Annotated in this window: 22 protein-coding genes; 15 read left to right on the top strand and 7 right to left on the bottom strand. The window is 71.6% G+C overall.

Annotation, left to right across the window (positions count from 1 at the left end):
* Positions 1-31 precede the first annotated feature (31 nt).
* The 8 genes from pflA (at position 32) to ACZ50K_RS13130 (ending at position 7,733) form a co-directional block, all read left to right on the top strand.
* Positions 32-883, top strand: coding sequence for a pyruvate formate-lyase-activating protein (gene pflA / locus ACZ50K_RS13165; protein WP_468901607.1), 852 nt, complete (start codon positions 32-34; stop codon positions 881-883).
* An 83-nt stretch (positions 884-966) separates the two neighbouring features.
* The gene (locus tag ACZ50K_RS13160; protein WP_468901605.1) at positions 967-2,070 is read left to right on the top strand and encodes an MFS transporter; all 1,104 of its coding nucleotides are present in this window, start codon (positions 967-969) and stop codon (positions 2,068-2,070) included.
* Complete coding sequence (locus ACZ50K_RS13155) at positions 2,067-4,367, top strand: molybdopterin oxidoreductase family protein (protein ID WP_468901603.1); 2,301 nt, start codon at positions 2,067-2,069, stop codon at positions 4,365-4,367. The genes ACZ50K_RS13160 and ACZ50K_RS13155 overlap by 4 nt, the downstream gene beginning before the upstream one ends.
* Positions 4,368-4,375: 8 nt before the next feature.
* Positions 4,376-4,975 carry a 4Fe-4S dicluster domain-containing protein gene (locus ACZ50K_RS13150; RefSeq protein WP_468901600.1) on the top strand — a complete coding sequence of 200 codons (600 nt, stop codon included), beginning with the start codon at positions 4,376-4,378 and terminating at the stop codon, positions 4,973-4,975.
* The gene (locus tag ACZ50K_RS13145) at positions 4,972-5,637 is read left to right on the top strand and encodes a QcrA and Rieske domain-containing protein (protein ID WP_468901597.1); all 666 of its coding nucleotides are present in this window, start codon (positions 4,972-4,974) and stop codon (positions 5,635-5,637) included. The genes ACZ50K_RS13150 and ACZ50K_RS13145 overlap by 4 nt, the downstream gene beginning before the upstream one ends.
* Positions 5,637-6,050 carry a hypothetical protein gene (locus ACZ50K_RS13140; RefSeq protein WP_468901594.1) on the top strand — a complete coding sequence of 138 codons (414 nt, stop codon included), beginning with the start codon at positions 5,637-5,639 and terminating at the stop codon, positions 6,048-6,050. The genes ACZ50K_RS13145 and ACZ50K_RS13140 overlap by 1 nt, the downstream gene beginning before the upstream one ends.
* Before the next feature lie 2 nt (positions 6,051-6,052).
* Positions 6,053-7,480, top strand: a complete 1,428-nt coding sequence (locus tag ACZ50K_RS13135; RefSeq protein WP_468901592.1) for a NarK family nitrate/nitrite MFS transporter — start codon at positions 6,053-6,055, stop codon at positions 7,478-7,480.
* A gap of 34 nt (positions 7,481-7,514) precedes the next feature.
* Positions 7,515-7,733, top strand: a complete 219-nt coding sequence (locus ACZ50K_RS13130; protein WP_468901589.1) for a hypothetical protein — start codon at positions 7,515-7,517, stop codon at positions 7,731-7,733.
* A 10-nt stretch (positions 7,734-7,743) separates the two neighbouring features.
* On the opposite strand, the gene mscL is transcribed toward ACZ50K_RS13130, so the two are convergent.
* Positions 7,744-8,271, bottom strand: coding sequence for a large conductance mechanosensitive channel protein MscL (gene mscL / locus ACZ50K_RS13125; RefSeq protein WP_468901586.1), 528 nt, complete (start codon positions 8,269-8,271; stop codon positions 7,744-7,746).
* 123 nt (positions 8,272-8,394) lie between these two features.
* The gene (locus ACZ50K_RS13120) at positions 8,395-8,865 is read right to left on the bottom strand and encodes a hypothetical protein (RefSeq protein ID WP_468901583.1); all 471 of its coding nucleotides are present in this window, start codon (positions 8,863-8,865) and stop codon (positions 8,395-8,397) included.
* A 180-nt stretch (positions 8,866-9,045) separates the two neighbouring features.
* Between ACZ50K_RS13120 and ACZ50K_RS13115 the strand changes: the two genes are divergently transcribed.
* Positions 9,046-9,213, top strand: coding sequence for a hypothetical protein (locus tag ACZ50K_RS13115; protein WP_468901581.1), 168 nt, complete (start codon positions 9,046-9,048; stop codon positions 9,211-9,213).
* A gap of 70 nt (positions 9,214-9,283) precedes the next feature.
* On the opposite strand, the gene ACZ50K_RS13110 is transcribed toward ACZ50K_RS13115, so the two are convergent.
* The 4 genes from ACZ50K_RS13110 to ACZ50K_RS13095 form a co-directional block, all read right to left on the bottom strand.
* Positions 9,284-10,117, bottom strand: a complete 834-nt coding sequence (locus ACZ50K_RS13110) for an S-methyl-5'-thioadenosine phosphorylase (protein ID WP_468901578.1) — start codon at positions 10,115-10,117, stop codon at positions 9,284-9,286.
* A gap of 116 nt (positions 10,118-10,233) precedes the next feature.
* Complete coding sequence (locus tag ACZ50K_RS13105; RefSeq protein WP_468901575.1) at positions 10,234-10,527, bottom strand: FmdB family zinc ribbon protein; 294 nt, start codon at positions 10,525-10,527, stop codon at positions 10,234-10,236.
* Between the two features lie 69 nt (positions 10,528-10,596).
* Positions 10,597-11,982, bottom strand: a complete 1,386-nt coding sequence (locus ACZ50K_RS13100) for an MFS transporter (RefSeq protein ID WP_468901573.1) — start codon at positions 11,980-11,982, stop codon at positions 10,597-10,599.
* A gap of 425 nt (positions 11,983-12,407) precedes the next feature.
* Positions 12,408-13,943: a potassium/proton antiporter gene (locus ACZ50K_RS13095; RefSeq protein ID WP_468902407.1), complete on the bottom strand. Its 1,536-nt coding sequence runs from the start codon at positions 13,941-13,943 to the stop codon at positions 12,408-12,410.
* A 180-nt stretch (positions 13,944-14,123) separates the two neighbouring features.
* Here ACZ50K_RS13095 and ACZ50K_RS13090 point away from each other — a divergent pair, with 180 nt between their 5' ends.
* A complete protein-coding gene (locus ACZ50K_RS13090; protein ID WP_468901570.1) occupies positions 14,124-16,946 on the top strand; it encodes a penicillin acylase family protein in 2,823 nt (940 codons plus the stop codon).
* Here ACZ50K_RS13090 and ACZ50K_RS13085 read toward each other — a convergent pair.
* Positions 16,941-17,567, bottom strand: coding sequence for a 5-formyltetrahydrofolate cyclo-ligase (locus ACZ50K_RS13085; protein WP_468901568.1), 627 nt, complete (start codon positions 17,565-17,567; stop codon positions 16,941-16,943). The genes ACZ50K_RS13090 and ACZ50K_RS13085 overlap by 6 nt on opposite strands.
* Before the next feature lie 95 nt (positions 17,568-17,662).
* Here ACZ50K_RS13085 and galU point away from each other — a divergent pair, with 95 nt between their 5' ends.
* The 5 genes from galU to ACZ50K_RS13060 all read left to right on the top strand — a co-directional run bounded on the left by galU (position 17,663) and on the right by ACZ50K_RS13060 (position 21,692).
* Positions 17,663-18,574, top strand: a complete 912-nt coding sequence (galU, locus tag ACZ50K_RS13080) for a UTP--glucose-1-phosphate uridylyltransferase GalU (RefSeq protein WP_468901566.1) — start codon at positions 17,663-17,665, stop codon at positions 18,572-18,574.
* Positions 18,575-18,578: 4 nt separating this feature from the next.
* The gene (gene glp, locus ACZ50K_RS13075; RefSeq protein ID WP_468901564.1) at positions 18,579-19,931 is read left to right on the top strand and encodes a molybdotransferase-like divisome protein Glp; all 1,353 of its coding nucleotides are present in this window, start codon (positions 18,579-18,581) and stop codon (positions 19,929-19,931) included.
* A 71-nt stretch (positions 19,932-20,002) separates the two neighbouring features.
* Positions 20,003-20,482, top strand: a complete 480-nt coding sequence (moaC, locus tag ACZ50K_RS13070; RefSeq protein WP_468901561.1) for a cyclic pyranopterin monophosphate synthase MoaC — start codon at positions 20,003-20,005, stop codon at positions 20,480-20,482.
* Positions 20,479-21,084 (top strand): MogA/MoaB family molybdenum cofactor biosynthesis protein, encoded by a 606-nt coding sequence (locus tag ACZ50K_RS13065; protein WP_468901558.1) that lies wholly within the window; start codon positions 20,479-20,481, stop codon positions 21,082-21,084. The genes moaC and ACZ50K_RS13065 overlap by 4 nt, the downstream gene beginning before the upstream one ends.
* Before the next feature lie 17 nt (positions 21,085-21,101).
* A complete protein-coding gene (locus ACZ50K_RS13060; protein WP_468901555.1) occupies positions 21,102-21,692 on the top strand; it encodes a GNAT family N-acetyltransferase in 591 nt (196 codons plus the stop codon).
* Positions 21,693-21,777: the final 85 nt, after the last annotated feature.

Genomic DNA, 21,777 nt, shown 5'->3' with positions numbered 1-21,777 from the left:
GCCCGGATCCGTCCCGACAGGAGCGCCTGCCATGACCGTCCTCCTCGGCTCGACCATCCCCGTCGGCCCGACCGCCGCCTCCTGCGGCGGCTCCGGCACCGGATCCGGTACCGGCCCCGCGCAGACCCCGGCCGCCGCGGCGACCCACCGGCCCAGCGAGGGGTCCGTGCACTCCTGGGACCTGTCGACCGGGGTCGACGGCCCCGGCACCCGCTTCGTCACCTTCCTCGCCGGCTGCCCGCTCAGCTGCCTCTACTGCCACAACCCCGACACCATGCGGATGCGCAACGGCAAGCGGACCTCCGCCGACGACGTGATCGCCGAGGCGCGCAAGTACGTCCGCTTCATCACCGCCTCCGGCGGCGGGGCCACCGTCTCGGGCGGCGAGCCCCTGCTCCAGCCGGTCTTCGCCGGCGAACTGCTGCACCGGCTGAAGAAGGACCTCGGCCTGCACACCGCCCTGGACACCTCCGGCTTCCTCGGCGCCCGCGCCACCGACGCCCTGCTCCGGGACGTGGACCTGGTCCTGCTGGACATCAAGTCCTGGGACCGCGAGACCTACCGCTCGCTGACCGGCCGCCCGCTGGAGCCCACCCTGGACTTCGCCCGCCGCCTCGCGGACCTCGGCAAGGAGGTCCACCTGCGCTTCGTGCTGGTCCCCGGCCTCACCGACGCCCCCGACAACATCGCCGGGGTCGCCCGCTTCGCCGCCGGCCTCGGCAACGTCTCCCGGGTGGACGTCCTCCCCTTCCACAAGCTCGGCGAGAGCAAGTGGGAGGCCCTGGACATGCCCTTCACCCTGCACGACACGCCCACCCCGACCCCGGAACAGGTGGCCGCGGCCAAGGCCGTGTTCGCCGCCGAAGGTCTCCTCGCGGTCTGACCCCCACCCGAGATCCCCCGAACGGCCCACCCGCAGGGCCCTCATAACGGGCTGAAACGGTCTATACCGCCTAGCGTGGTGCTGTGCCCGAGCCCACAGAAGCAGTCGCCGCCGCGCCGCCTCCCCCGGAGGCGGCGCCCCCGCAGGAGCCCACCGGGACGGGTCTGTCCGTCGCCGCGCGCGCCACCCTCGCGGGCGCCGTCACCTCCCTCCTCCTGATCGTCGCGATCGTGCTGGGCAGCCGCTTCCTCCGGGACTTCGACTCGGCACTGCTGCCCTACGCCGTGGCCATCGTCTTCCTCGCCTTCGGCGTGGCCTACCGCTACACCGTGTGGGTCTCGGCCCCCGGAGCCCGCCGGCTCTTCAAACGGGGCTTCGGCAGCTTCTTCTCCGCCGAGAACTTCAAGAAGGCCCCCACCGCCCTGCCGAAGATGATCGCCACCTATCTCGGCTTCCAGAAGTTCCTCGGCGCCCGCTCCCGCGGCCGCTGGATCGCCCACCAGCTGATCTTCTGGGGCTGTCTGCTCGCCGCGGCCATCACCTTCCCGCTGACCTGGGGCTGGTTCACCTTCACCGCCGACTCCGGAGCCGGACCCGGCTACGACATGCGGATCTGGGGCATCAAGGTCCTCGGCTTCGACTCCCTCAACATCATCGGCTGGCTGATGTTCCACGGCCTGGACATCGCCGCCGTCCTGGTCATCCCCGGCGCCTCCTACTTCCTCTGGCGGCGCATGAGGGACCGGGGAGCCATCACCGGCCAGCGCTTCGCCTACGACCTGCTCCCGCTGATCTGCCTGATCGTCATCTCCGTGACGGGCCTGCTCCTCACCTTCTCCTCGATCTTCCTGCACGGCGGCGGCTACGAGTTCCTGGCGATCCTCCACATGGTCTCGGTGGTCTTCACCCTCATCTACATCCCCTTCGGGAAGTTCTTCCACATCGTCCAGCGCCCCGCCGCGGTCGGCATGCAGCTGTTCAAGTACACGACCCGCGAGGACGAGCAGGTCTTCGCCTGCAAGCGCTGCGGCGAACCCGTGGACACCGCCCCCTACGTGGAGAACCTGCGCGGCACCATGCGCGACCTCAAGCTCGGCTTCGACGCCTGGGCCGAGTACTGCCCCCGCTGCAAGCGGGTCCTGCGCGGCAACGCCTACCTCACCCACGTCAAGAAGGGCTACAAGTGACCCGGCAGCACATCCCGCTGGACCCCGCGATCGCCCCGCCCGGAACCCGCAACTTCCGGGACGCCGGCGGCATCCCCGCCGACCAGTGGCACGCGGACCAGAACGGGGAGACCCTGGTCCCCACCCACTGCTGCTTCTGCGGGGTCCAGTGCGGCATGTACCTCCGGGTCGACCAGGGCGGCAAGGTCTTCGGAGTGGAACCGCGCAACCACGACATCAACCGGATGCGGCTGTGTCCCAAGGGCATCAACGCCTACCAGCAGGTCAACCACCCCGACCGGCTGACCGCACCCCTGATGCGCCGCTCCCGCGACGAGGAGTTCCGCGAAGCCTCCTGGGAGGAGGCCCTGGACTTCACCGTCTCCGAGATCCGACGCATCCAGCAGACCTACGGCAACGACGCCTTCGGACTGCTCGGCGGCGCCAGTCTGTTCTCCGAGAAGACCTATCTGGTGGGCAAGTTCGCCCGGGTCGCCCTGAAGACCAAGCACGTGGACTACAACGGACGGCTCTGCATGGTCAGCGCCGCCGGCGCCAACAAACTCGCCTTCGGCATCGACCGCGCCGGCAACCCCTTCTCCGACATCCTCCTCTCCGACTGCCTGCTCATCGCCGGGTCCAACGTGGGGGAGTGCTTCCCCGTGATGACCCAGTACCTGTGGGGCGCCCGGGACCGCGGCGCCACCCTGATCGTGGTCGACCCGCGGGAGACCGCCATCGCCCGCACCGCCGACATCCACGTGGCCCTCAAACCGGGCACCGACTCGGCCTTCTTCAACTCCGTCCTCCATGTGGTGATCAGGGAAGAACTCGACGACGAGGCCTTCGTCGGCGCCCACACCACCGGCTGGGAAGAGGTCCGCGACACCGTCGCCGACTACCCGCCGGAGCGCGCCGCCGAGATCTGCGGCATCCCCGCCGAGCAGATCGTCCAGGTCGCCCGCACCTTCGCCGGAGCCGACCGCGCCATGGCCTGGCACGCCCGCGGCATCGAACACCACTCCCAGGGCGTCGAGAACTGCCTCTCCGTGATCAACCTCTGCGTGGCCACCGGGAACATCGGCAAACCCGGAGCGGGCTACGGCACCATCACCGGCCAGGGCAACGGCCAGGGCGGCCGCGAACACGGCCAGAAGTCCGACCTCCTCCCCGGCGGCCGCTCCATCACCAACCCCGAGCACCGCCGCCAGATCTGCGAGATCTGGGGAATCGAGGAGTCCGAACTCCCCGCCGCCGGGACCTCGATGATGGAAATGGTCTGGCAGATGCAGCGGAAGGAGATCCGCGGCCTGATCGGCATCTGCAACAACCCCTTCGTCTCCCTCCCCAACTACGCGGTGGTGAAGGAGGGCTACGACACGGCCGAGTTCCACGCACAGTTCGACTTCTTCCTCTCCGAGACCGCCGCCAACGCCCATGTGGTCTTCCCCGTCACCACCTGGGCCGAGGACGAGGGCGTGATGGCCAACGCCGAAGCCCGGGTGGTCAAGCACAACAAGGCCCAGGAGCCCCCGCCCGGGGTCCGCACCGACACCTGGGTGATCTGCGAACTCGCCCGCCGGCTGGGAGCCGGCGACAAGTTCGAGTTCCCCGGCTCCCGCGAGGTCTTCGAAGAGCTCCGGATCGCCTCCGCGGGCACCGTCAACGACTACTACGGCATCACCTACGAACGGCTGGAGGAGACCGGAGGCATCGCCTGGCCCTGCCCCTCCACCGAGCACCCGGGCACCCCCCGGCTGTTCGAGGACGGCCGCACCTACCACCCCGACGGCAAGATCCACATGCAGGTCGTGGAATGGCATCCCCCCATGGACGCCTACACCGAGGAATTCCCCCTCTCGCTCACAACCGGCCGCACCGTCGCCCACTTCCTCTCCGGCAACCAGACCCGCAGGCTGGGCGCCCTGGTCGAACAGACCCCCCGCCCCTGGGTCGAGGTCCACCCCTCGCACGGCTTCGCCAACGGCGACCCGGTCCGCGTGGTCACCCGCCGCGGCAGCGAGGTCTTCCCCGCCCTGGTCACCGAGGCCATCCGCCCCGACACCGTCTTCATCCCCTACCACTGGCCGGTCCCCACGGCCGCGAACGCCCTCACCATCGACGCCCTCGACCCCCGCTCCAAGATCCCCGAGTACAAGGTCTGCGCCGCCCGGATCGAGTCCGCGGAACGGGTCGACGAGGTACCCGCCCCGCCCACCGCTCCCGGCCACGAGGCCTATCCGGAGGCCCAGGCCTCCCGCACCGACCCGCTGCCCCCCACGTCCCCGCAGGGCCGTGGCACGGCCGAGAGGAGCTGAGCCCCGCCATGATGGGCCGCACGATCTTCATCGACCCGGGCCGCTGCATCGGCTGCCAGGCCTGTGTCTCGGCCTGCCGCGAATGCGATTCGCACCGCGGCAAATCGATGATCCACCTGGACTACACCGAACCCGGCCAGTCCGTCGCCTCCCTCCCCACCGTCTGCATGCACTGCGAGGACCCGGTCGCCCCCTGCGCCGAGGTCTGCCCCGCCGACGCCATCCTGATCACCGCCGACGGAGTGGTGCAGCAGGCCGACACCACCCGCTGCATCGGCTGCGCCAACTGCGTCAACGCCTGCCCCTTCGGAGTCCCGAAGATCGACCTCCAGGCCAAGCTCCAGATGAAGTGCAACCTCTGCTACGACCGCACCGCCTACGGACTGGCCCCCATGTGCGCCACCGTCTGCCCCACCGGAGCCCTCTTCTACGGAACCCTCGAAGAGCTCCAGGCCGAACGCCCCGGCGTCCAGGTCGCCGACTCCTTCGCCTTCGGCGACGTGATGGTCAGCACCGGTGTCGCCATGGTCGTCCCCGCCGACAAGGTCCAGTGGCCGGTGCCCGGCGGCCTGCCGGTCGTCGAGGTGAACGGAGTCGATGTCCGATGAGCGTCACCGAACAGCCCGGCCCCGGCTCCGGCAGCGGACCCGGCTCCGAGACCGGAACCGATCTGGCACAGGAACAGCTCCACGACCGGATCAGCGCCGACTCCCTCACCACCCGCCGCGACTACCTGCGGATCGTCGCCACCGTCTCCGGCGGCCTGGCCGTCGGCGGGATCGGCGTGGCCGCCGGCATGCTGCACCGGCACGGCGACAGCGAGGAAGCCCCCGAACCCCGCAAGGTCGCCGACCAACTGGCCCCCGGCCAGTCCGTGGCCTTCCGCTACCCCGGGGACGAGGACCGGGCGCTGGCCGTCCGGCTCTCCGACGGCACCCTGGTCGGCTACTCCGCCGTCTGCACCCACCTCGCCTGCGGAGTCCTCTGGCGCGAGGACCGGGGACCCGACGGCGAGCTCTACTGCCCCTGCCACGAGGGCGTCTTCGACGCCCGCAGCGGCGAGGTGACGGCCGGACCGCCGCCCCGGCCGCTCCCCAGGATCTTCCTGACCGAGCAGGTGGACGGCAGCGTCTGGGCCATCGCCACAGCCCGGTCCGGAGAGCCGGCCAAGGACGCCCTGTGCCGGCAGTTCGGCGGATCCCGGCCCGAAGTGGCCCAGCGACTGGGCTGCCCCGGAGCGGACCGCACCACCGAGACCAGGCGGACCTGATGAGCGACACCCCCCTGCCTCCCGAGCCCCCCGAACCCTCCGGGCGCCCCGCGCGGGAACTGCCGCCCCGGCCGGAGTACCGGCCCGGCAGCGCCCAGCCCCGGCTCAACCGGCCGGTCCGGGAGCGCTACCCGCAGCTCCGCCCCACCAGCGGCTACGGAGACCCGCGGGTCCGGCACACCGGCCCCGGCCCGGGCGCCGGCTCCGAACAGGAACCCGAGCGCTCGGCCCGCCTCAACGCCCGCATCGCCCTGGCCCTGACCGTGGTGATCGGACAGCTCTGGGGCCTGACCGTGCTCGTCAACGAGTGGATGAAGGGCAATACCGGCACGGCCTGGTGGGGGGCGGGATTCATGATCCTGTCCTTCCTGGTCGTGCTCGGACTGTGGCGCCTCGACCCGAAGGACCGATGACCATGTCCATACCCACCCCCACACCGCCCGCGCGGCGATCCCACCGGGCGGAGACCTACCGCCCGGGCGCCACCATCGGGGACTGGCGCCCCGAGGACGACGGCTTCTGGCAGTCCACCGGCCACCGGGTCGCCCAGCGCAACCTGTGGGTCTCTATCCCCGCGCTGATGCTCGGGTTCGTGGTGTGGCAGGTCTGGTCGGTCACCGTGGTCCGGCTCAACGACGTCGGCTTCGGATTCACCGCCTCGCAGCTGTTCTGGCTGACCGCCATCCCCGGAATCACCGGCGGCACCTTCCGGATCCTCTACACCTTCATCGGCCCGATCTTCGGCGAGCGGAAGTTCACCGCCTTCTCGACGCTGATCCTGGTGATCCCGATGCTGTGGCTCGGCTTCGCCCTCCAGGACAACGGCACCCCCTACTGGGAACTGGCCCTGATCGCGGCCGTCTGCGGGATCGGCGGCGCCAACTTCGCCTCCTCCATGGCCAACATCGGCTTCTTCTTCCCCAAGCGGGAGAAGGGCAGCGCCAACGGCCTCAACGGCGGACTCGGCAACCTCGGCGTGAGCGTGGTCCAGCTGGTCGCCCCGCTGGTGGTCACCGCCGCCATCCTCGGCGCCCCGGCCGGCGGACCGCAGCGCGACACCAAGAACGACACCGACATCTGGCTGCAGAACGGCGCCTTCCTGTGGGTGCCGCTGCTGGTCATCATGGCCCTGCTGGCCTGGTTCCTGATGAACGACCTCAAGGTGGCCGCCGCCCCCTTCAGCCAGCAGAAGATCATCTTCAAGCGCAAGCACAACTGGCTGATGACCTGGCTCTACGTCGGAACCTTCGGCTCCTTCATCGGATTCGCCGCCGGCCTGCCCCTGCTGATCAAGAACAACTTCGAGTCCCAGGGCTACCAGGCCACCACCTACGCCTGGATCGGCCCCTTCATCGGCGCGCTGATGCGCTGGGCCGGCGGCTGGCTCTCCGACAGGATCGGCGGAGCCAGGGTCACCATGCTCTCCTTCGTCGGCATGGCGGCCTCGCTGGTGGTGGTGATCTACGCCCTGCCGAGCGCGGGGGACCAGGGCAGCTTCTGGACCTTCTTCATCGGCTTCCTGGCCGCCTTCTTCTTCTCCGGCCTCGGCAACGGCTCCACCTTCCGGCAGATCCCGGTCATCTTCCGGGACCAGCACACGAAGGCGGCCGCAGGCCAGGGCCCCGAAGTACAGGCCGCGGCCCTGAAGCAGTCGGAGATGGAGGCCGGCGCCGTCACCGGATTCTCCTCCGCCATCGCCGCCTACGGCTTCTTCTTCATCCCCGCGATGTTCGCGAACCTGGCCGTGACCACCGCACTGTGGATGTTCATCGGCTTCTACGCCACCTGCCTGGTGGTCTGCTGGTGGTTCTACGCCCGCAAGGGCGCCGAGGCTCCCAGCTGAGCCCGGGCCGCGGGGGCGGCCGTACCCTGGATGCATGAGCACCGCCCCCGCCCCCGGCTCCGAGCCCGGGACCCAGACCACGCCCCAGGCCGCCCCCGCAGCCCGGCCGAAGCCGGCCCTGGTCTTCGACGACCCCCTGGACCGGCCCTCGGCGGACGACACCGACGGGGGCTGGGGCGAGCGCCCCACCTCCTCCGGCAGCGCCGCCGACCTGGCCCGCTTCCTCGACGAGAAGCCGCCGCACCACCTCTGAACCGGACCGGTCAGACCGATCCGTCGCCGCGCAGCGGGCCGGCACCCCCGGTGCCGGAGGCGGAGCCGCCGGTGCCGCTGCCGCCGGTGCGCTGGGCGACCAGGTTGTCCCGGATCTCCTTCAGCACCTCCAGCTCGGTGATCTCCACGATCTCCTGGACGCCCTCCTTCGCCTTCCGGCGGGCCTCCACCTTCGCGAGGTACTTCGCCATCGGCAGCACCATCAGGAAGTACACCACCGCCGCGGTGATCACGAAGGTGAGAGCGGCGTTGAGCACCGAGCCCCAGAGCAGGTTCACTCCGACCGGGTCCCCGGTCTTCGGGTCGACCGAGCAGGGGCCCTTGAGGCAGGAGGTGTAGCCGTCCAGGTTCTTGGTGCCGATCGCGCCGACCAGCGGGCCGATGATCCCCTTCACCAGGGAGTTCACGATGTTCGTGAACGCGGCACCGATGACCACGGCGATCGCCAGGTCGACCACGTTGCCGCGCATCAGGAAGGCCTTGAAGCCTGCCAGCACGCTCTCCTTCTTCTCGCTCACCACTGAGCCTTTCGTCGTTCGAACAGGACGCGGAGCCAACGGTTCCGAAAACTACGGCAGTCCAGGCATGGCGTGTCCAATCGAGGCTCACCGCCGGGGGACTTGACTGCTCGCCTGTGCGATTCAGCACAGCGTCACCGCCAGCCGCGCCGTGGTCCCCGCTCCCACGAGTTCCCGCGCGGTCTCCCTCGGCACCGACAACACCACCAGCGCCCCGCCGTCCCCGACACCCTTGTCCGTCAAGGGCACTTCGGCAACCCGGGCCCCCGCCGCCAGCACCCGCACCGGCCCGCCCCGGTCCGCCGCCACCACGTCCACCCGGTCTCCGGGCCGCAGCAGCCGGACCGTCTCCCCGTCCGCGATCCGCACCGGCGCCGACACCGTCCGCACCGGTTCCGCCCGCGGCCCCGCCGACCCCGCCGGCCGCTCCGGCGGCTCGGCACGGGCCGGCCGGGCCTCGGCCCCACCGCTCAGCGCCAGCGCCGCCACGGCGGCCATGGCGAGCCCGGCTCCCGCCACCCGCCGTCGCCGCCGCACGGCCCGCCGGAGCCGCCCGGCGCCCCGCCGCACCCGCAGCGGGGCGAAATCGGGCACGGCACGCGGCGGCGGACACATGGAAGAGGAGGACGCAGAGAGGCCGGCAGAGAGGTCAGTGGAGAGGCCGTTGGAGAGGTCGGACATGCCGAACACCACCCGTCATGAGGAAGCGGACACCGGGCCGACTGCCCGGACCCCCCATACGATCCGCCGTCCCCGCCCGCCCCGCTCAGCCCTGTGGACAGCCCTCGCGCCTGTGGACAGCCCTGTCACTCCCAGGAGTTAGCCTCCGACCGGCACCGGGCCCGGATCCGGTCCGATCCCGCCGTCACCGTCCGCACGGTCCAGGAGGACGCCCGCACCCGCGGCGGGAAGGTCGACGTGGTTCACCTGGTCCTGACCTGAGCCCGCTCGTCCCCGCCCGGGCCCGCTCGTCCCCGCCCGGGCCCGCCCGAGGCCCGTCCCGCCCGCCGGGCTACGGCAGCTCGATCCCGAGGTCCCAGCCGTCGTGGGCGTGCGTGCACAGGCAGTCCCGGTCGGCGGTCGCCGGCAGCCCGGCCACCGCGTCGAAGAGCACCTCGCGCAGCCGGCCGACGTTCTCCCCGAACACCTTGAGGACCTCGGTGTGGGAGACTCCCTCGCCGGTCTCGGCCCCCGCGTCCAGGTCCGTGACCAGCGCCATCGAGGTGTAGCAGAGCCCCAGCTCGCGGGCGAGCACGGCCTCCGGGTGCCCGGTCATGCCGACCACCGACCAGCCCATGGCGGCGTGCCACCGGGACTCCGCCCGGGTGGAGAACCGGGGGCCCTCGATGACGACCATGGTGCCGCCGTCCACCGGCTCCCAGGACCGTCCGCGGGCCGCCGCCAGCGCCACCGCCCGGCCGGCCGGGCAGTAGGGGTCGGCGAAGGTCGTGTGCACCACGTTGGGGATGCTGCCGTCGGGCAGCGGGTGCCCGTCGAAGTAGGTCTGGGCCCGGGCCTTCGTCCGGTCCACGAGCTGGTCGGGGACCAGCAGGGTGCCCGGACCGTACTCGCCGCGCAGTCCGCCCACCGCGCAGGGCCCCAGCACCTGCCGGACGCCCACCGAACGCAGCGCCCAGAGGTTGGCCCGGTAGTTGATCCGGTGCGGCGGGAGGTGGTGGCCGCGGCCGTGGCGGGGGAGGAAGGCGACCTGCCGCCCGGCCAGCTCGCCGAGGTAGAGGGAGTCGCTGGGGGCCCCGTAGGGGGTGTCCACCCGGATCTCGGAGACGTCCTCCAGGAAGGAGTAGAAGCCCGAGCCGCCGATTACGCCGATCTCTGCGTTCACCATGGGCCCCACACTAGTCCTGACGTGCGGAAGCCCCCCGCCGCAGGGGGCGGGGGGCTTCCGGCACGAAAGCACGAAGCGTTGTGGAGCGTGTGGAGCCTGGGGCGGGCAGCCCGGGGTCAGGCCGCCGGGGTGCTCGGCGCGGACGCCGGGGCGGCCGGCGCGGACGCCGCCGGAGCCGTGGACGCGGCGGGCTTCGCGGCGCCGGTGGACGCCGGGGAGCTGCTCGACGAGGCGCCTCGGCTGTCGTTCCGGTAGAAACCGGAACCCTTGAAGACGATGCCGACCGCGGAGAACACCTTCTTCAGGCGTCCCTTGCAGCTCGGGCACTCGGTCAGGGCGTCGTCCGTGAACTTCTGCACGGCCTCAAGGCCCTCGCCGCACTCGGTGCACTGGTACTGGTAGGTCGGCACGAAATCTTCCTCCTGGCACTCTGACTCAATGAGTGCTAACGACGCTCCATGGTGACGTATTCCGGCGGATCAGTCCACCGTCACCGGCACGCGGTGACCCAGACCACGCTCGTTCACCCGCGCGGCAGGCTTCACGGCGACGGTGCCGGCGGCCTTCGCGGTGGGCTGCGGGGCGGTCTTCGCCGCGGGCTTGGCCGAGGTGGTCACGATCCGGCTGGGTGCCTTGGGCGCCAGCTTGGAGCGCAGGGCCAGCAGGGTGACCAGGGCCAGCGCGGTGGCGCCCAGCGGCACCAGGAACCCGAAGGCGGATCCGTGCGCGTCGGTCAGCCGGCCGGCCAGGGTGACGGCTCCGGCCTGGCCGAAGGCGACCGCGCCGGTCAGCCAGGTGAAGGCCTCGGTCCGGGACGCGGCCGGGACCAGGCTCTCGACCATGGTGTAGCCGGTGATCAGGGCCGGGGCGATGCACAGGCCGACGACCAGGCCGATGGCGCCGAGCAGGATCGCGGAGTCCGCGGCCCACAGGACGGACGCGGCGGCGGTGAGGCCGATGTAGCCGAGCAGCAGCCGGCGGCGCGGGCCGATCTTCCAGGCGATGGCGCCGCAGGCGATGCCCGCGATCATGTTGCCGGCCGCGAAGACCCCGTAGAGGAGGCCGTTGGCGCCCGGGTTGCCGATCTCGTTGGAGAAGGCGGCCAGGGAGACCTGCATGCCGCCGAAGACGGCGCCGATGCCGATGAAGGCGACGATCAGGACCCGCAGGCCCGGGAAGGACAGCGCGGAGGCGTGCTTCTCGGTGCCGGCGGTCAGGCCGTGGGCCTTGGGCTGGGTGGCGCGCTGCGCGGCGAAGAGCAGGCCGCCGAGCAGGCTCAGTCCGGCCTCGGCGATCAGACCGGCGGCCGGGTGGATCCCGGTGCACAGGGCGGTCGCCAGCACCGGGCCCACCACGAAGGTGAACTCGTCGGTGACGGACTCGAAGGCGGCGGCCGTCGGCAGCAGCGGGGAGCCCTCCAGTCGGGCCGCCCAGCGGGCCCGGACCATGGGGCCGACCTGCGGGACGCTCGCACCGGCCGGGACGGCGGCCAGTGCGAGGGCCCAGAGCGGGGCACCGAGCAGCGCGAGCGCGGTCAGCGCGCTCACGGCGGTGGTGTGGGTGAGGACGACCGGGACCAGGACGGCGCCCTGGCCGTGGCGGTCGGTGAGCTTGCCTATCACGGGGGCGAAGAGGGCCATCGAGACGCCGGTGACGGCGGCGATGACGCCCGCGTTGGCGTAGGACCCGGTGGTGTGCTGGACGAGCAGCAGGATGCTGATGGTCAGCATGCCGAACGGCAGGCGTGCGGCGAAGCCGGGGAGCAGGAAGCTCAGGGCGCCGGGGGTGCGCAGCAGTGCGCCGTAGCCGGGGCGGGAGGCAGTCGAGGAGTTCTCGGACTTGTCGGTGGTGACCGCGGATGCCACGGTCCTTGCCTTTCTACCGCCTGGTAGAGCGTCCCCGTCTGCGGACGGTGCGTGTGCCTCGTGGGCGGCCGCACCCGTACGTTGGGAGCTCCGAGAGCTGTCCTCTTGCGCAGGACCGAGTGATACCTGGGGCGCCCACTGCGAGGGTGCCACGGCCGCCGAGCGGTCGCGCCAGCTCTGCGTCAGGCAGAGTTGGTTCGTCTGTGTTCCTTCATCATACAGGCAAAGCGCTCGGGACGCCCTGTGATTACGCTGGCAAGACGTGCCTTAACCTGCGATTAACCCGCACTTCACTGTTTCACGCCATGGAAACGGTCGCGAAACGATCGGATTTCCTGGGGAAGTATGAGTGGAATCCGTCAGATGATCCTCCGGGGAGGCCCCCGGAGGATCGTGTGATCGTCGGATGGTCCACCAGGGGCGGCTCAGTGCAGTGAGCCGCCGGTGCCCAGCCAGCCCGCCAGCTTGCCCCCGCGGGCCACCGCCCGCAGCCGCGCCTCGGCCGCGTCCCGCACCGGGTCGGTGGCCACCACCAGCAGTTCGTCCCCGCGCCGCAGCACGGTGGAGGGGGCCGGTACGAAGCTCTTGGCGTCCCGGACGACCAGGGTCACGGCCGCGCCGGCCGGCAGCCGCAGCTCGCCGACCTCCACCCCGTGCATCCGCGAGGCCCCGGGGATGGAGAAGGACAGCAGATGGCCGCGCAGCCGCTCCAGCGGGGCGGATTCGATGCCCAGGTCGGCGGCGGCCTCGTCGGAGTCCCGGAGGTTCAGCTTCCGGGCCAGCCAGGGCAGGGTCGGCCCCTGCACCAGGGTGTAGACGACGACCAGCACGAAGACGATGTTGAAGACCCGCTCGCTGCCCTCGATCCCGGACACCATCGGGATGGTGGCCAGGATGATGGGGACCGCGCCGCGCAGTCCGGCCCAGGACATCAGGGCCTTCTCCTGCCAGGGCAGCCGGAAGGGCAGCAGGCTGACGAAGACCTCCAGCGGCCGGGCCACCATGGTCAGCACCAGTCCGATGACCACCGCGGGCCAGATGTCGTTGCCCAGCTCGTGCGGGGTGACCAGCAGGCCGAGCAGCACGAACATGCCGATCTGGGCGATCCAGCCGAGCCCGTCGGCGAACCCCCGGGTGGCCGGCCAGTGCGGCAGCTTGGCGTTCCCCAGCACCATCGCCGCCAGGTAGACCGCGAGGAAGCCGGAGCCGTGCGCCATCGCGCCCGCCGCGTACGCCGACACCGCGATGGCCATCACGGCGATCGGATAGAGGCCGGAGGCGGGCAGGGCCACGTGCCGCAGTCCGTACGCGCCGAGGAAGCCGACCGCGAGGCCGACCGCGGTGCCGATCGCCAGCTCCAGGGCGATCTTCCCGATCAGCAGGTACCAGTCGTCGATCGGGCCGACGGTGGCGAAGGCCACCACCAGGATGACCACCGGGGCGTCGTTGAACCCCGACTCGGCCTCCAGCACACCGGTGACCCGGGAGGGCAGCGGCACCTTCCGGAGCACCGAGAACACCGCCGCCGCGTCGGTCGAGGAGACCACCGCGCCGATCAGCAGGGCCTGCCGCCAGTCCAGCCCGACCAGGTAGTGGGCGCCCGCCGCCGTCACGCCCACGCTGATCGCGACGCCCAGCAGGGACAGCACGATCGCGGCGGGCAGGGCCGGCCTGATCTCTTTCCACTTCGTGCCCAGACCGCCCTCGGCGAGGATCACGACCAGGGCCGCGTAGCCGATGACCTGGGTCAGTTCCGCATTGTCGAAGACGACGTTGCCGATGCCGTCCTGACCTATCGCGATGCCTATGCCGAGATAGATCAGCAGGCTGGGCAGGCCGCTGCGGGAGGAGACGCGCACCGCCGCCACGGCGATGAGCAGCACGAGCGAACAGACCAGCAGGAGCTCGTTGAGCTGGTGGACAGTCAGGGGGCGGCCCTTTCTCGCGCGTGCCTGCCGGATCGATCCTCCGGCGGCAGGTACTTCGTTACCTTACCTAATCTTTGACGCTTTCTTGACGCGATAGTCACATTGTGAAACGCCAGTTCGACGCAGTCCCTGACACCGCGTCCGAATGGGCGCGGTGCTGCGCCTATGGTTGCTCCCAGCACTCAGGACCACCCTGCCCCTCGAAGGACAGCGATGCCCGCCAACGAATCCGCCCCCGCCCCCAAGAAGAAGGGGCGACGCGCCCGTCTGATCGTGCTCATCCTGGTGCTGGCGCTCGTCGCGGGCCTCGGTTACGGGGCGTACTGGAGCGTGGACAGTGTGCGCGCATCCTTCCCGCAGACGACCGGCTCCCTGGAGGTCCCCGGCCTGACCGGGACCGTCGAGGTGAAGCGCGACGCCCACGGGATCCCCCAGCTCTACGCGGACAACGACCAGGACCTGTTCCGCGCGCAGGGCTTCACGCACGCGCAGGACCGCTTCTGGGAGATGGACGTCCGACGCCACATGACCTCCGGCCGTCTCTCGGAGATGTTCGGCAGCGGCCAGGTCGAGACCGACGCCTTCCTGCGGACCCTGGGCTGGCGGAAGGTCGCGCAGACCGAGTTCGACACCAAGCTCTCACCCGAGACCAAGCGGAACCTCCAGGCCTACGCCGACGGGGTCAACGCCTACCTCGACGGGAAGTCCGGCAAGGACCTCTCGGTGGAGCACGCGGCCCTCAAGCTGAGCGACGACTACACCCCCGAGCGCTGGGACCCGGTGGACTCGGTGGCCTGGCTCAAGGCCATGGCCTGGGACCTGCGCGGCAACATGACGGAGGAGATCGACCGGGCGCTGATGTCCGGCACCTTCTCCAAGGAGCAGATCGACCAGCTCTACCCGCCCTACCCCTTCGACCGGAACCGTCCGATCGTCGAGGGCGGCAAGGTCGACGAGGACGAGAAGGAGTACGTCCCGCAGGGCGCCTCGGCCAAGGGCTCCGGCAACGGCTCCGGCTCGGGCAGCGGCCCGGACTCCGGCTCCGGCAGCGACCCGGGCTCCGGCACCACCTCCCCGGCCGGCTCCACCGAGGGTCTGCGCAGCCAGCTGACCGCGCTGTCCCGCAGCATGGACCAGATCCCCGCCCTGCTCGGCCCCAACGGCAGCGGCATCGGATCGAACTCCTGGGTGGTCGCCGGACGGCACACCACCACCGGCAAGCCGCTGCTGGCCAACGACCCGCACCTGGCCCCGCAGCTGCCCTCGGTCTGGTACCAGATGGGCCTGCACTGCCGGAAGACCTCCCCGGACTGCAAGTACCAGGTGGCCGGCTACACCTTCGCCGGCACCCCCGGTGTGATCATCGGCCACAACCAGGACATCTCCTGGGGCATGACCAACCTGGGCGCCGACGTCACCGACCTCTACCTGGAGCAGCTGCGCCCCGAGGGCTACGTCTACGACGGCAAGGTGCTCCCCTTCGCCACCCGCGAAGAGGTCATCAAGGTGGCCGGCGGCGAGAGCAAGACCATCACCGTCCGCACCACCAACAACGGGCCCCTGGTGTCCGACCGCAGCGACGAGCTCGGCACCGTGGGCGCCCGCGCCCCCGTCGCCAGCTCCGCCCCCGACCGGGGCAACGGCTACGGGGTGGCCCTGCGCTGGACCGCCCTGGACCCGGGCAAGTCCATGGACGCGGTGTTCAAACTGAACCGCGCCAAGGACTTCAAGGACTTCCGGGCCGCCGCCCGCGACTTCGAGGTGCCCTCGCAGAACCTGATCTACGCGGACGGCAAGGGCGCCTCCGGCAACATCGGCTACCAGGCCCCGGGCCGGATCCCGGTCCGCACCAGCGGCGACGGCCGGATGCCGGCCCCCGGCTGGGACTCCAGGTACTCCTGGAAGGGCAAGCCGGGCGGCACCGCCGGCTGGATCCCGCAGGACGAGATGCCCTGGGACTACAACCCCAAGCGCGGGTTCATCGTCACCGCCAACCAGGCCGTGATCCGGTCCGGCGAGGGCAGGTACCCGTACACCCTGACCAGCGACTGGGGTTACGGCGCCCGCAGCCAGCGGATCAACGACCTCATCGAGGCGAAGACCAAGGACGGCGGCAAGGTCTCCACGGACGACATGCGGACCATGCAGATGGACAACAGCAGCGAGATCGCCACGCTGCTGACGCCCATCCTGTCCCGGATCCACGTCTCCGACCCGGACGTCCGCGCCGCCCAGAAGCTCCTGGAGGGCTGGAACTACACCCAGGAGCCCGACTCCGCCGCGGCCGCCTACTTCAACGCGGTCTGGCGGAACATCCTCAAGCTGGCCTTCGGCGACAAGATGCCCAAGGAGCTGCGGGTCGAGGGCAGCTGCATGAACATCCGCAAGGCCGCCACCGGGCTCGACGACGACCTCACCGAGGAGGTCCGCGAGTGCGGCGAGCGCTCGGCGGACTCGGCCCAGCCGGACGGCGGCGACCGCTGGTTCGAGGTGGTCCGCCGGCTGCTCAAGGACGAGGACTCCTCCTGGTGGACCTCGCCCGCGAGCCGGAACGAGAAGGCCACCGCCACCCGGGACCAGCTCTTCGCCCGGGCCATGGAGGACGCCCAGTGGGAGCTGACGGCCAAGCTGGGCAAGGACCGCACCAGCTGGAGCTGGGGCCGGCTGCACCAGCTGATGCTGCGCAACCAGACCATCGGCACCGAGGGCCCCGGCGCGCTCCAGTGGCTGCTCAACCGGGGTCCCTGGAACCTGGGCGGCGGCGAGGCCACGGTCAACGCCACCGGCTGGAACGCGGCCGGCGGCTACCAGGTCACCTGGGTGCCGTCCATGCGGATGGTGGTCAACCTCAACGACCTCGACAAGTCCCGCTGGATCAACCTCACCGGGGCCTCGGGCCACGCCTACCACCCGAACTACACGGACCAGGCCGACCTGTGGGCCAAGGGCGAACTGCTGGACTGGCCGTTCGGCCCGGAGGCGGTCGCCAAGGCCACCGAGGAGACGCTGACCCTCAGGCCGGCCGGCGGCTCATGAGCTGAACCGGCGCACCCCCGAGGGGGTGGCCACCGCGCGCACGGGGTGGTCGTGCGGTTCCTCCGGGACCCGCGCGACCACCTCGCCGTCGTAGAGGAGCACCACCAGCGCCGGATCCGCCGAGGCCCGCTCCAGCCGGGCCAGCACCCGGTCGTAGCTCCCGCCGCCGCGTCCCAGCCGCATCCCCCGGCCGTCCACCGCGAGCCCGGGCAGCAGGACCGCGTCCGCCCCGGTCACCGCCTCCGGGCCGAGCCGCGGGCCGGCCGGCTCCAGCAGCCGCATCTTCCCCGGGCGGGCCGCCTCGGCCAGTGAGCCGGGGCCCTCGTAGCCGGCCCAGTCCAGATCGTCGTCGGGCAGCAGCACCGGCAGCAGCACCCGCTTGCCGGCCGCCCGCAGCGCGTCGAGCAGCTCCCGGGTCCCCGGTTCGGTGCCCACCGAGACGTACGCGGCCACCGTGCCGGCCGCCGCCAGCTCCGGGAGCTCCAGCGCCCGCCGGGCCAGGGCGGCCGCCGCCGCGTCCACCTCGGCCGCCGACAACGCGCGGCGGGCCGCCAGCAGTTCGCGCCGGAGCCGGGACTTCTCGGTTGCGGAATCATTAACTCCGGCTTTGTTCTCTACCACAGTGCTTCCAAAATCCCTTCATATATGCGGGCAAAGGCGGAAGTGTTCCCAGGAATCCGGCCTCGGCTCCTCCTCCACCGACTATCGTTCGGCCCATGACTCAGTTGCACCCCGTGATCAAAAAGGCCGTCATCCCGGCCGCGGGCCTCGGCACTCGCTTCCTCCCGGCGACCAAGGCCACTCCGAAGGAAATGCTCCCCGTCGTGGACAAGCCGGCCATCCAGTACGTGGTCGAGGAAGCCGTGTCCGCCGGGCTGGACGACGTCCTCATGATCACGGGGCGTAACAAGCGCGCGCTGGAAGACCACTTCGACCGCAACTACGAGCTGGAGTCGGCCCTGGTCGCCAAGGGCGACGACGACCGGCTGAAGAAGGTCCAGGAGTCCAGCGACCTGGCCACCCTGCACTACGTCCGGCAGGGCGACCCCCGGGGCCTCGGCCACGCCGTGCTGTGCGCCGCCCCGCACGTGGGCCACGAGCCCTTCGCCGTCCTGCTCGGCGACGACCTCATCGACCCGCGCGACCCGCTGCTCCAGACCATGGTCAACCTCCAGCACCGCACCGGCGGCACCGTCATCGCCCTGATGGAGGTCCCCCCGGAGAACGTGCACCTCTACGGCTGCGCCGCCGTCGAGGCCGACCCCGGCGAGGAGGACGAGGACATCGTCCGCATCACCGGCCTGGTCGAGAAGCCCGACACGGCGGACGCGCCGAGCAACTACGCGGTCATCGGACGCTATGTCCTGAACCCCGCGATCTTCGACATACTGCGGGAGACCCAGCCGGGCCGCGGTGGGGAGATCCAGCTCACCGACGCCCTGCAGAAGCTGGCCGCCGACGAGACCGTGGGCGGCCCGGTGCACGGCGTGGTCTTCCGGGGCCGCCGCTACGACACCGGAGACCGTGCCGACTACCTGCGCGCCATCGTCCGCCTCGCCTGCGAGCGGGAGGACCTCGGCCCGGAGTTCCGCACCTGGCTTCGCAGTTACGTCACGGAGGAGATGTAAGGCCTTGAGCAGCACCGCACCCGAGGACACCGGCCGCCCGCAGCAGCGACTGTGGTCGGTGGACGAGCACCTGGCGGACATCCTGGCGGCCGTCCGCCCCCTGGAACCGATCGAGCTCCAGCTGCTCGACGCCCAGGGATGCGTCCTGGTCGAGGACGTCACCGTGCCCGTCGCCCTGCCGCCCTTCGACAACAGCTCCATGGACGGTTACGCCGTCCGGGTCGCCGACGTCCAAGGCGCGAGCGAGGAGTTCCCCGCGGTGCTCACGGTCATCGGGGACGTCGCGGCCGGCAGCGGCGAGCTGCCGACCGTCGGCCCCGGCCAGGCCGCCCGGATCATGACCGGCGCCCCGCTGCCGCCCGGCGCCGAGGCCGTGGTCCCGGTCGAGTGGACCGACGGAGGCACCGGCGGCGGGGCCGCCGCCGGAATGTCCCCGGCCGCCGTGGCCCCCGAGGGCGCGGCCGGCGAGGTCCGGGTGCACCGGGCCGCCGAGGCCCGCGCCCATGTCCGGGCCCGCGGCGGCGACGTCCAGGCCGGGGACCTGGCGCTGGCCGCCGGCACGGTGCTCGGCCCGCCGCAGATCGCCCTGCTGGCCGCCATCGGCCGCGGCACCGTCCGGGTCCGGCCGCGTCCCCGGGTGGTGGTGATGTCCACCGGCAGCGAGCTGGTCCAGCCGGGCGAGGCCCTCCCGGCCGGCACCATCTACGACTCCAACAGCTTCGCGCTGGCCGCGGCCGCCCGGGACGCTGGCGCCATCGCCTACCGGGTCGGCGCCGTCGCCGACGACGCCGACACCCTGCGCGCCACCATCGAGGACCAGCTGATCCGGGCCGACCTGCTGGTCACCACCGGCGGGGTCAGCGTCGGCGCCTACGACGTGGTCAAGGAGGCGCTCTCCACGGTCGGCAAGGAGGACGGCGACCCGGCCGGCACCGGCACGCCCGCCGGGATCGACTTCCGCAAGCTGGCCATGCAGCCCGGCAAGCCCCAGGGCTTCGGCTCCATCGGCCCCGACCACACCCCGCTGCTGGCCCTGCCCGGCAACCCGGTCTCCTCCTACGTCTCCTTCGAGCTGTTCGTCCGGCCGGCCATCCGCGCCCTGATGGGCCTGCCCGACGTGTCCCGGCCCAGCGTCCGCGCCGTGCTCTCGGCGGAGCAGCCGATCGGCTCCCCGGCCGGCCGCCGCCAGTTCCTGCGCGGCGCCCACGACCCCGAGTCCGGGACCGTCTCCCCGGTCGGCGGATCGGGCTCCCACCTGATCGCCGCGCTGGCCCACGCCGACTCCCTGATCGTCGTGCCGGAGGAGGTCACCGAGGTGGCGCCGGGGACCGAGCTCGAAGTGATCCTGCTCGGCTGAACCCCTCCGGGTGCGGGTAGCGTGTGTCGCACCACACAGGCCCCCGGGGGCCCAGAGCGGAGCGGCACAGCATGAGTACCCAGAGCAGGCTCACCCACATCGACGAGGCCGGCGCGGCGCGGATGGTCGACGTATCCGAGAAGGACGTCACCACCCGGACGGCCCGCGCCAGCGGTCGGGTCCTGGTCTCTCCCCGGGTGATCGAACTGCTGCGGGGCGAGGGAGTGCCCAAGGGCGACGCCCTCGCCACCGCGCGGATCGCCGGGATCATGGGTGCCAAGAAGACCCCCGACCTGATCCCGCTCTGCCACCCGCTCGCCGTCTCCGGGGTCAAGGTGGACCTGACGGTCGCCGACGACGCCGTGGAGATCCTGGCCACCGTCCGGACCACCGACCGCACGGGCGTGGAGATGGAGGCGCTCACCGCGGTGGCCGTCGCCGGTCTCACCGTCATCGACATGGTCAAGGCGGTGGACAAGGGGGCCGTCATCACCGACGTCCGGGTGGAGGAGAAGACCGGCGGCAAGTCCGGCGACTGGAACCGCGCGTGAACGCCCCCCGAGGCGGCGAGGTCCACAGCCACCACCACAGCCCCGGCCACGACCACGGCCACTCGGGGCCGGACACGGCCCCCTCCCCCGCCGACCAGGCCCGGGCACCCCGCGCGCTGGTGGTCACCGCCTCCAACCGCGCCTCCCAGGGCGTCTACGCCGACAAGGGCGGCCCGCTGCTCGCCGAAGGCCTGGAGCGCCTCGGCTTCACCGTCGACGGCCCCCGGGTGGTCCCGGACGGGGACCCGGTCGAGCGGGCCCTGCGCGAGGGGGTGGCGGCCGGCTACCAGGTCATCCTCACCACCGGCGGCACCGGCATCTCGCCCACCGACCGGACCCCCGAGGCCACCGCCCGGGTGCTGGACTACGAGATCCCCGGCATCCCGCAGGCCATCCGCGCCGAGAACCTGGCGAAGGTGCCCACCGCGGCGCTGTCCCGGGGACTGGCCGGGGTGGCCGGCGGCACCCTGATCGTGAACCTCCCCGGCTCCACCGGCGGGGTCCGCGACGGGCTCACGGTGCTCTCCCGGATCCTGACGCACGCCGTGGACCAGATCCGCGGCGGCGACCACGTGCGCCCGCCGGCGGGGGGCCCGAGCTGAACGGGCCCTCCTGGCCGGTGGCGCTGCGCGACGGCGACGTGTGCCTGCGGCCGATAAAGCTCCGCGACCAGACCGCCTGGCGCGAGGTGAACCGCCGCAACCGGGACTGGCTGCGGCCCTGGGAGGCGACGATCCCGCCGCCCGCCCCCTGGGGGCCGGTGGTCCAGCGGCCCACCTACCGCCAGATGGTCCGCCATCTGCGGGCCGAGGCCAACGCGGGCCGGATGCTGCCCTTCGTCATCGAGTACCAGGGGCGGCTGGTCGGCCAGCTGACCGTCGCCGGGATCACCTGGGGTTCGATGTGCGCCGGTCACGTGGGCTACTGGGTGGACCGGGAGGTGGCCGGCCGGGGGGTGATGCCCACGGCGGTGGCGCTCGCCGTCGACCACTGCTTCCGGCAGGTCGGACTGCACCGGATCGAGGTCTGCATCCGCCCGGAGAACGGCCCGAGCCGGCGCGTGGTGGAGAAGCTGGGCTTCCGCGAGGAGGGGCTGCGGCCCCGTTACCTCCACATCGACGGGGACTGGCGGGACCACCTGGTCTACGCGCTGACCGCGGAGGAGGTCCCCGGCGGACTGGTCGACCGGTGGCACCGCACCTCCCGATAAACGAATATCCGTTCGAATTCGATCGGGTCCGTCCATAACCTGATCCGAAGAATCACAAAAAAAGTCCGTGATATCAGCCGGATCG

It is taken from the genome of Streptomyces sp. NPDC033845 (genome assembly GCF_055576225.1).
Note: the sequence above shows the minus strand (reverse complement) of the source record. Positions and strands in the feature narration are given on the sequence as shown.

Coding starts and splice junctions, on each gene's coding strand:
- ACZ50K_RS13145 (WP_468901597.1), top strand. CDS start 4,972: ATGAGCGTCACCGAACAGCCCGGCCCCGGCTCCGGCAGCGGACCCGGC.
- ACZ50K_RS13090 (WP_468901570.1), top strand. CDS start 14,124: ATGCCCGCCAACGAATCCGCCCCCGCCCCCAAGAAGAAGGGGCGACGC.
- ACZ50K_RS13135 (WP_468901592.1), top strand. CDS start 6,053: ATGTCCATACCCACCCCCACACCGCCCGCGCGGCGATCCCACCGGGCG.
- moaC (WP_468901561.1), top strand. CDS start 20,003: ATGAGTACCCAGAGCAGGCTCACCCACATCGACGAGGCCGGCGCGGCG.
- pflA (WP_468901607.1), top strand. CDS start 32: ATGACCGTCCTCCTCGGCTCGACCATCCCCGTCGGCCCGACCGCCGCC.
- ACZ50K_RS13110 (WP_468901578.1), bottom strand. CDS start 10,117: ATGGTGAACGCAGAGATCGGCGTAATCGGCGGCTCGGGCTTCTACTCC.
- galU (WP_468901566.1), top strand. CDS start 17,663: ATGACTCAGTTGCACCCCGTGATCAAAAAGGCCGTCATCCCGGCCGCG.
- ACZ50K_RS13140 (WP_468901594.1), top strand. CDS start 5,637: ATGAGCGACACCCCCCTGCCTCCCGAGCCCCCCGAACCCTCCGGGCGC.
- ACZ50K_RS13130 (WP_468901589.1), top strand. CDS start 7,515: ATGAGCACCGCCCCCGCCCCCGGCTCCGAGCCCGGGACCCAGACCACG.
- ACZ50K_RS13150 (WP_468901600.1), top strand. CDS start 4,376: ATGATGGGCCGCACGATCTTCATCGACCCGGGCCGCTGCATCGGCTGC.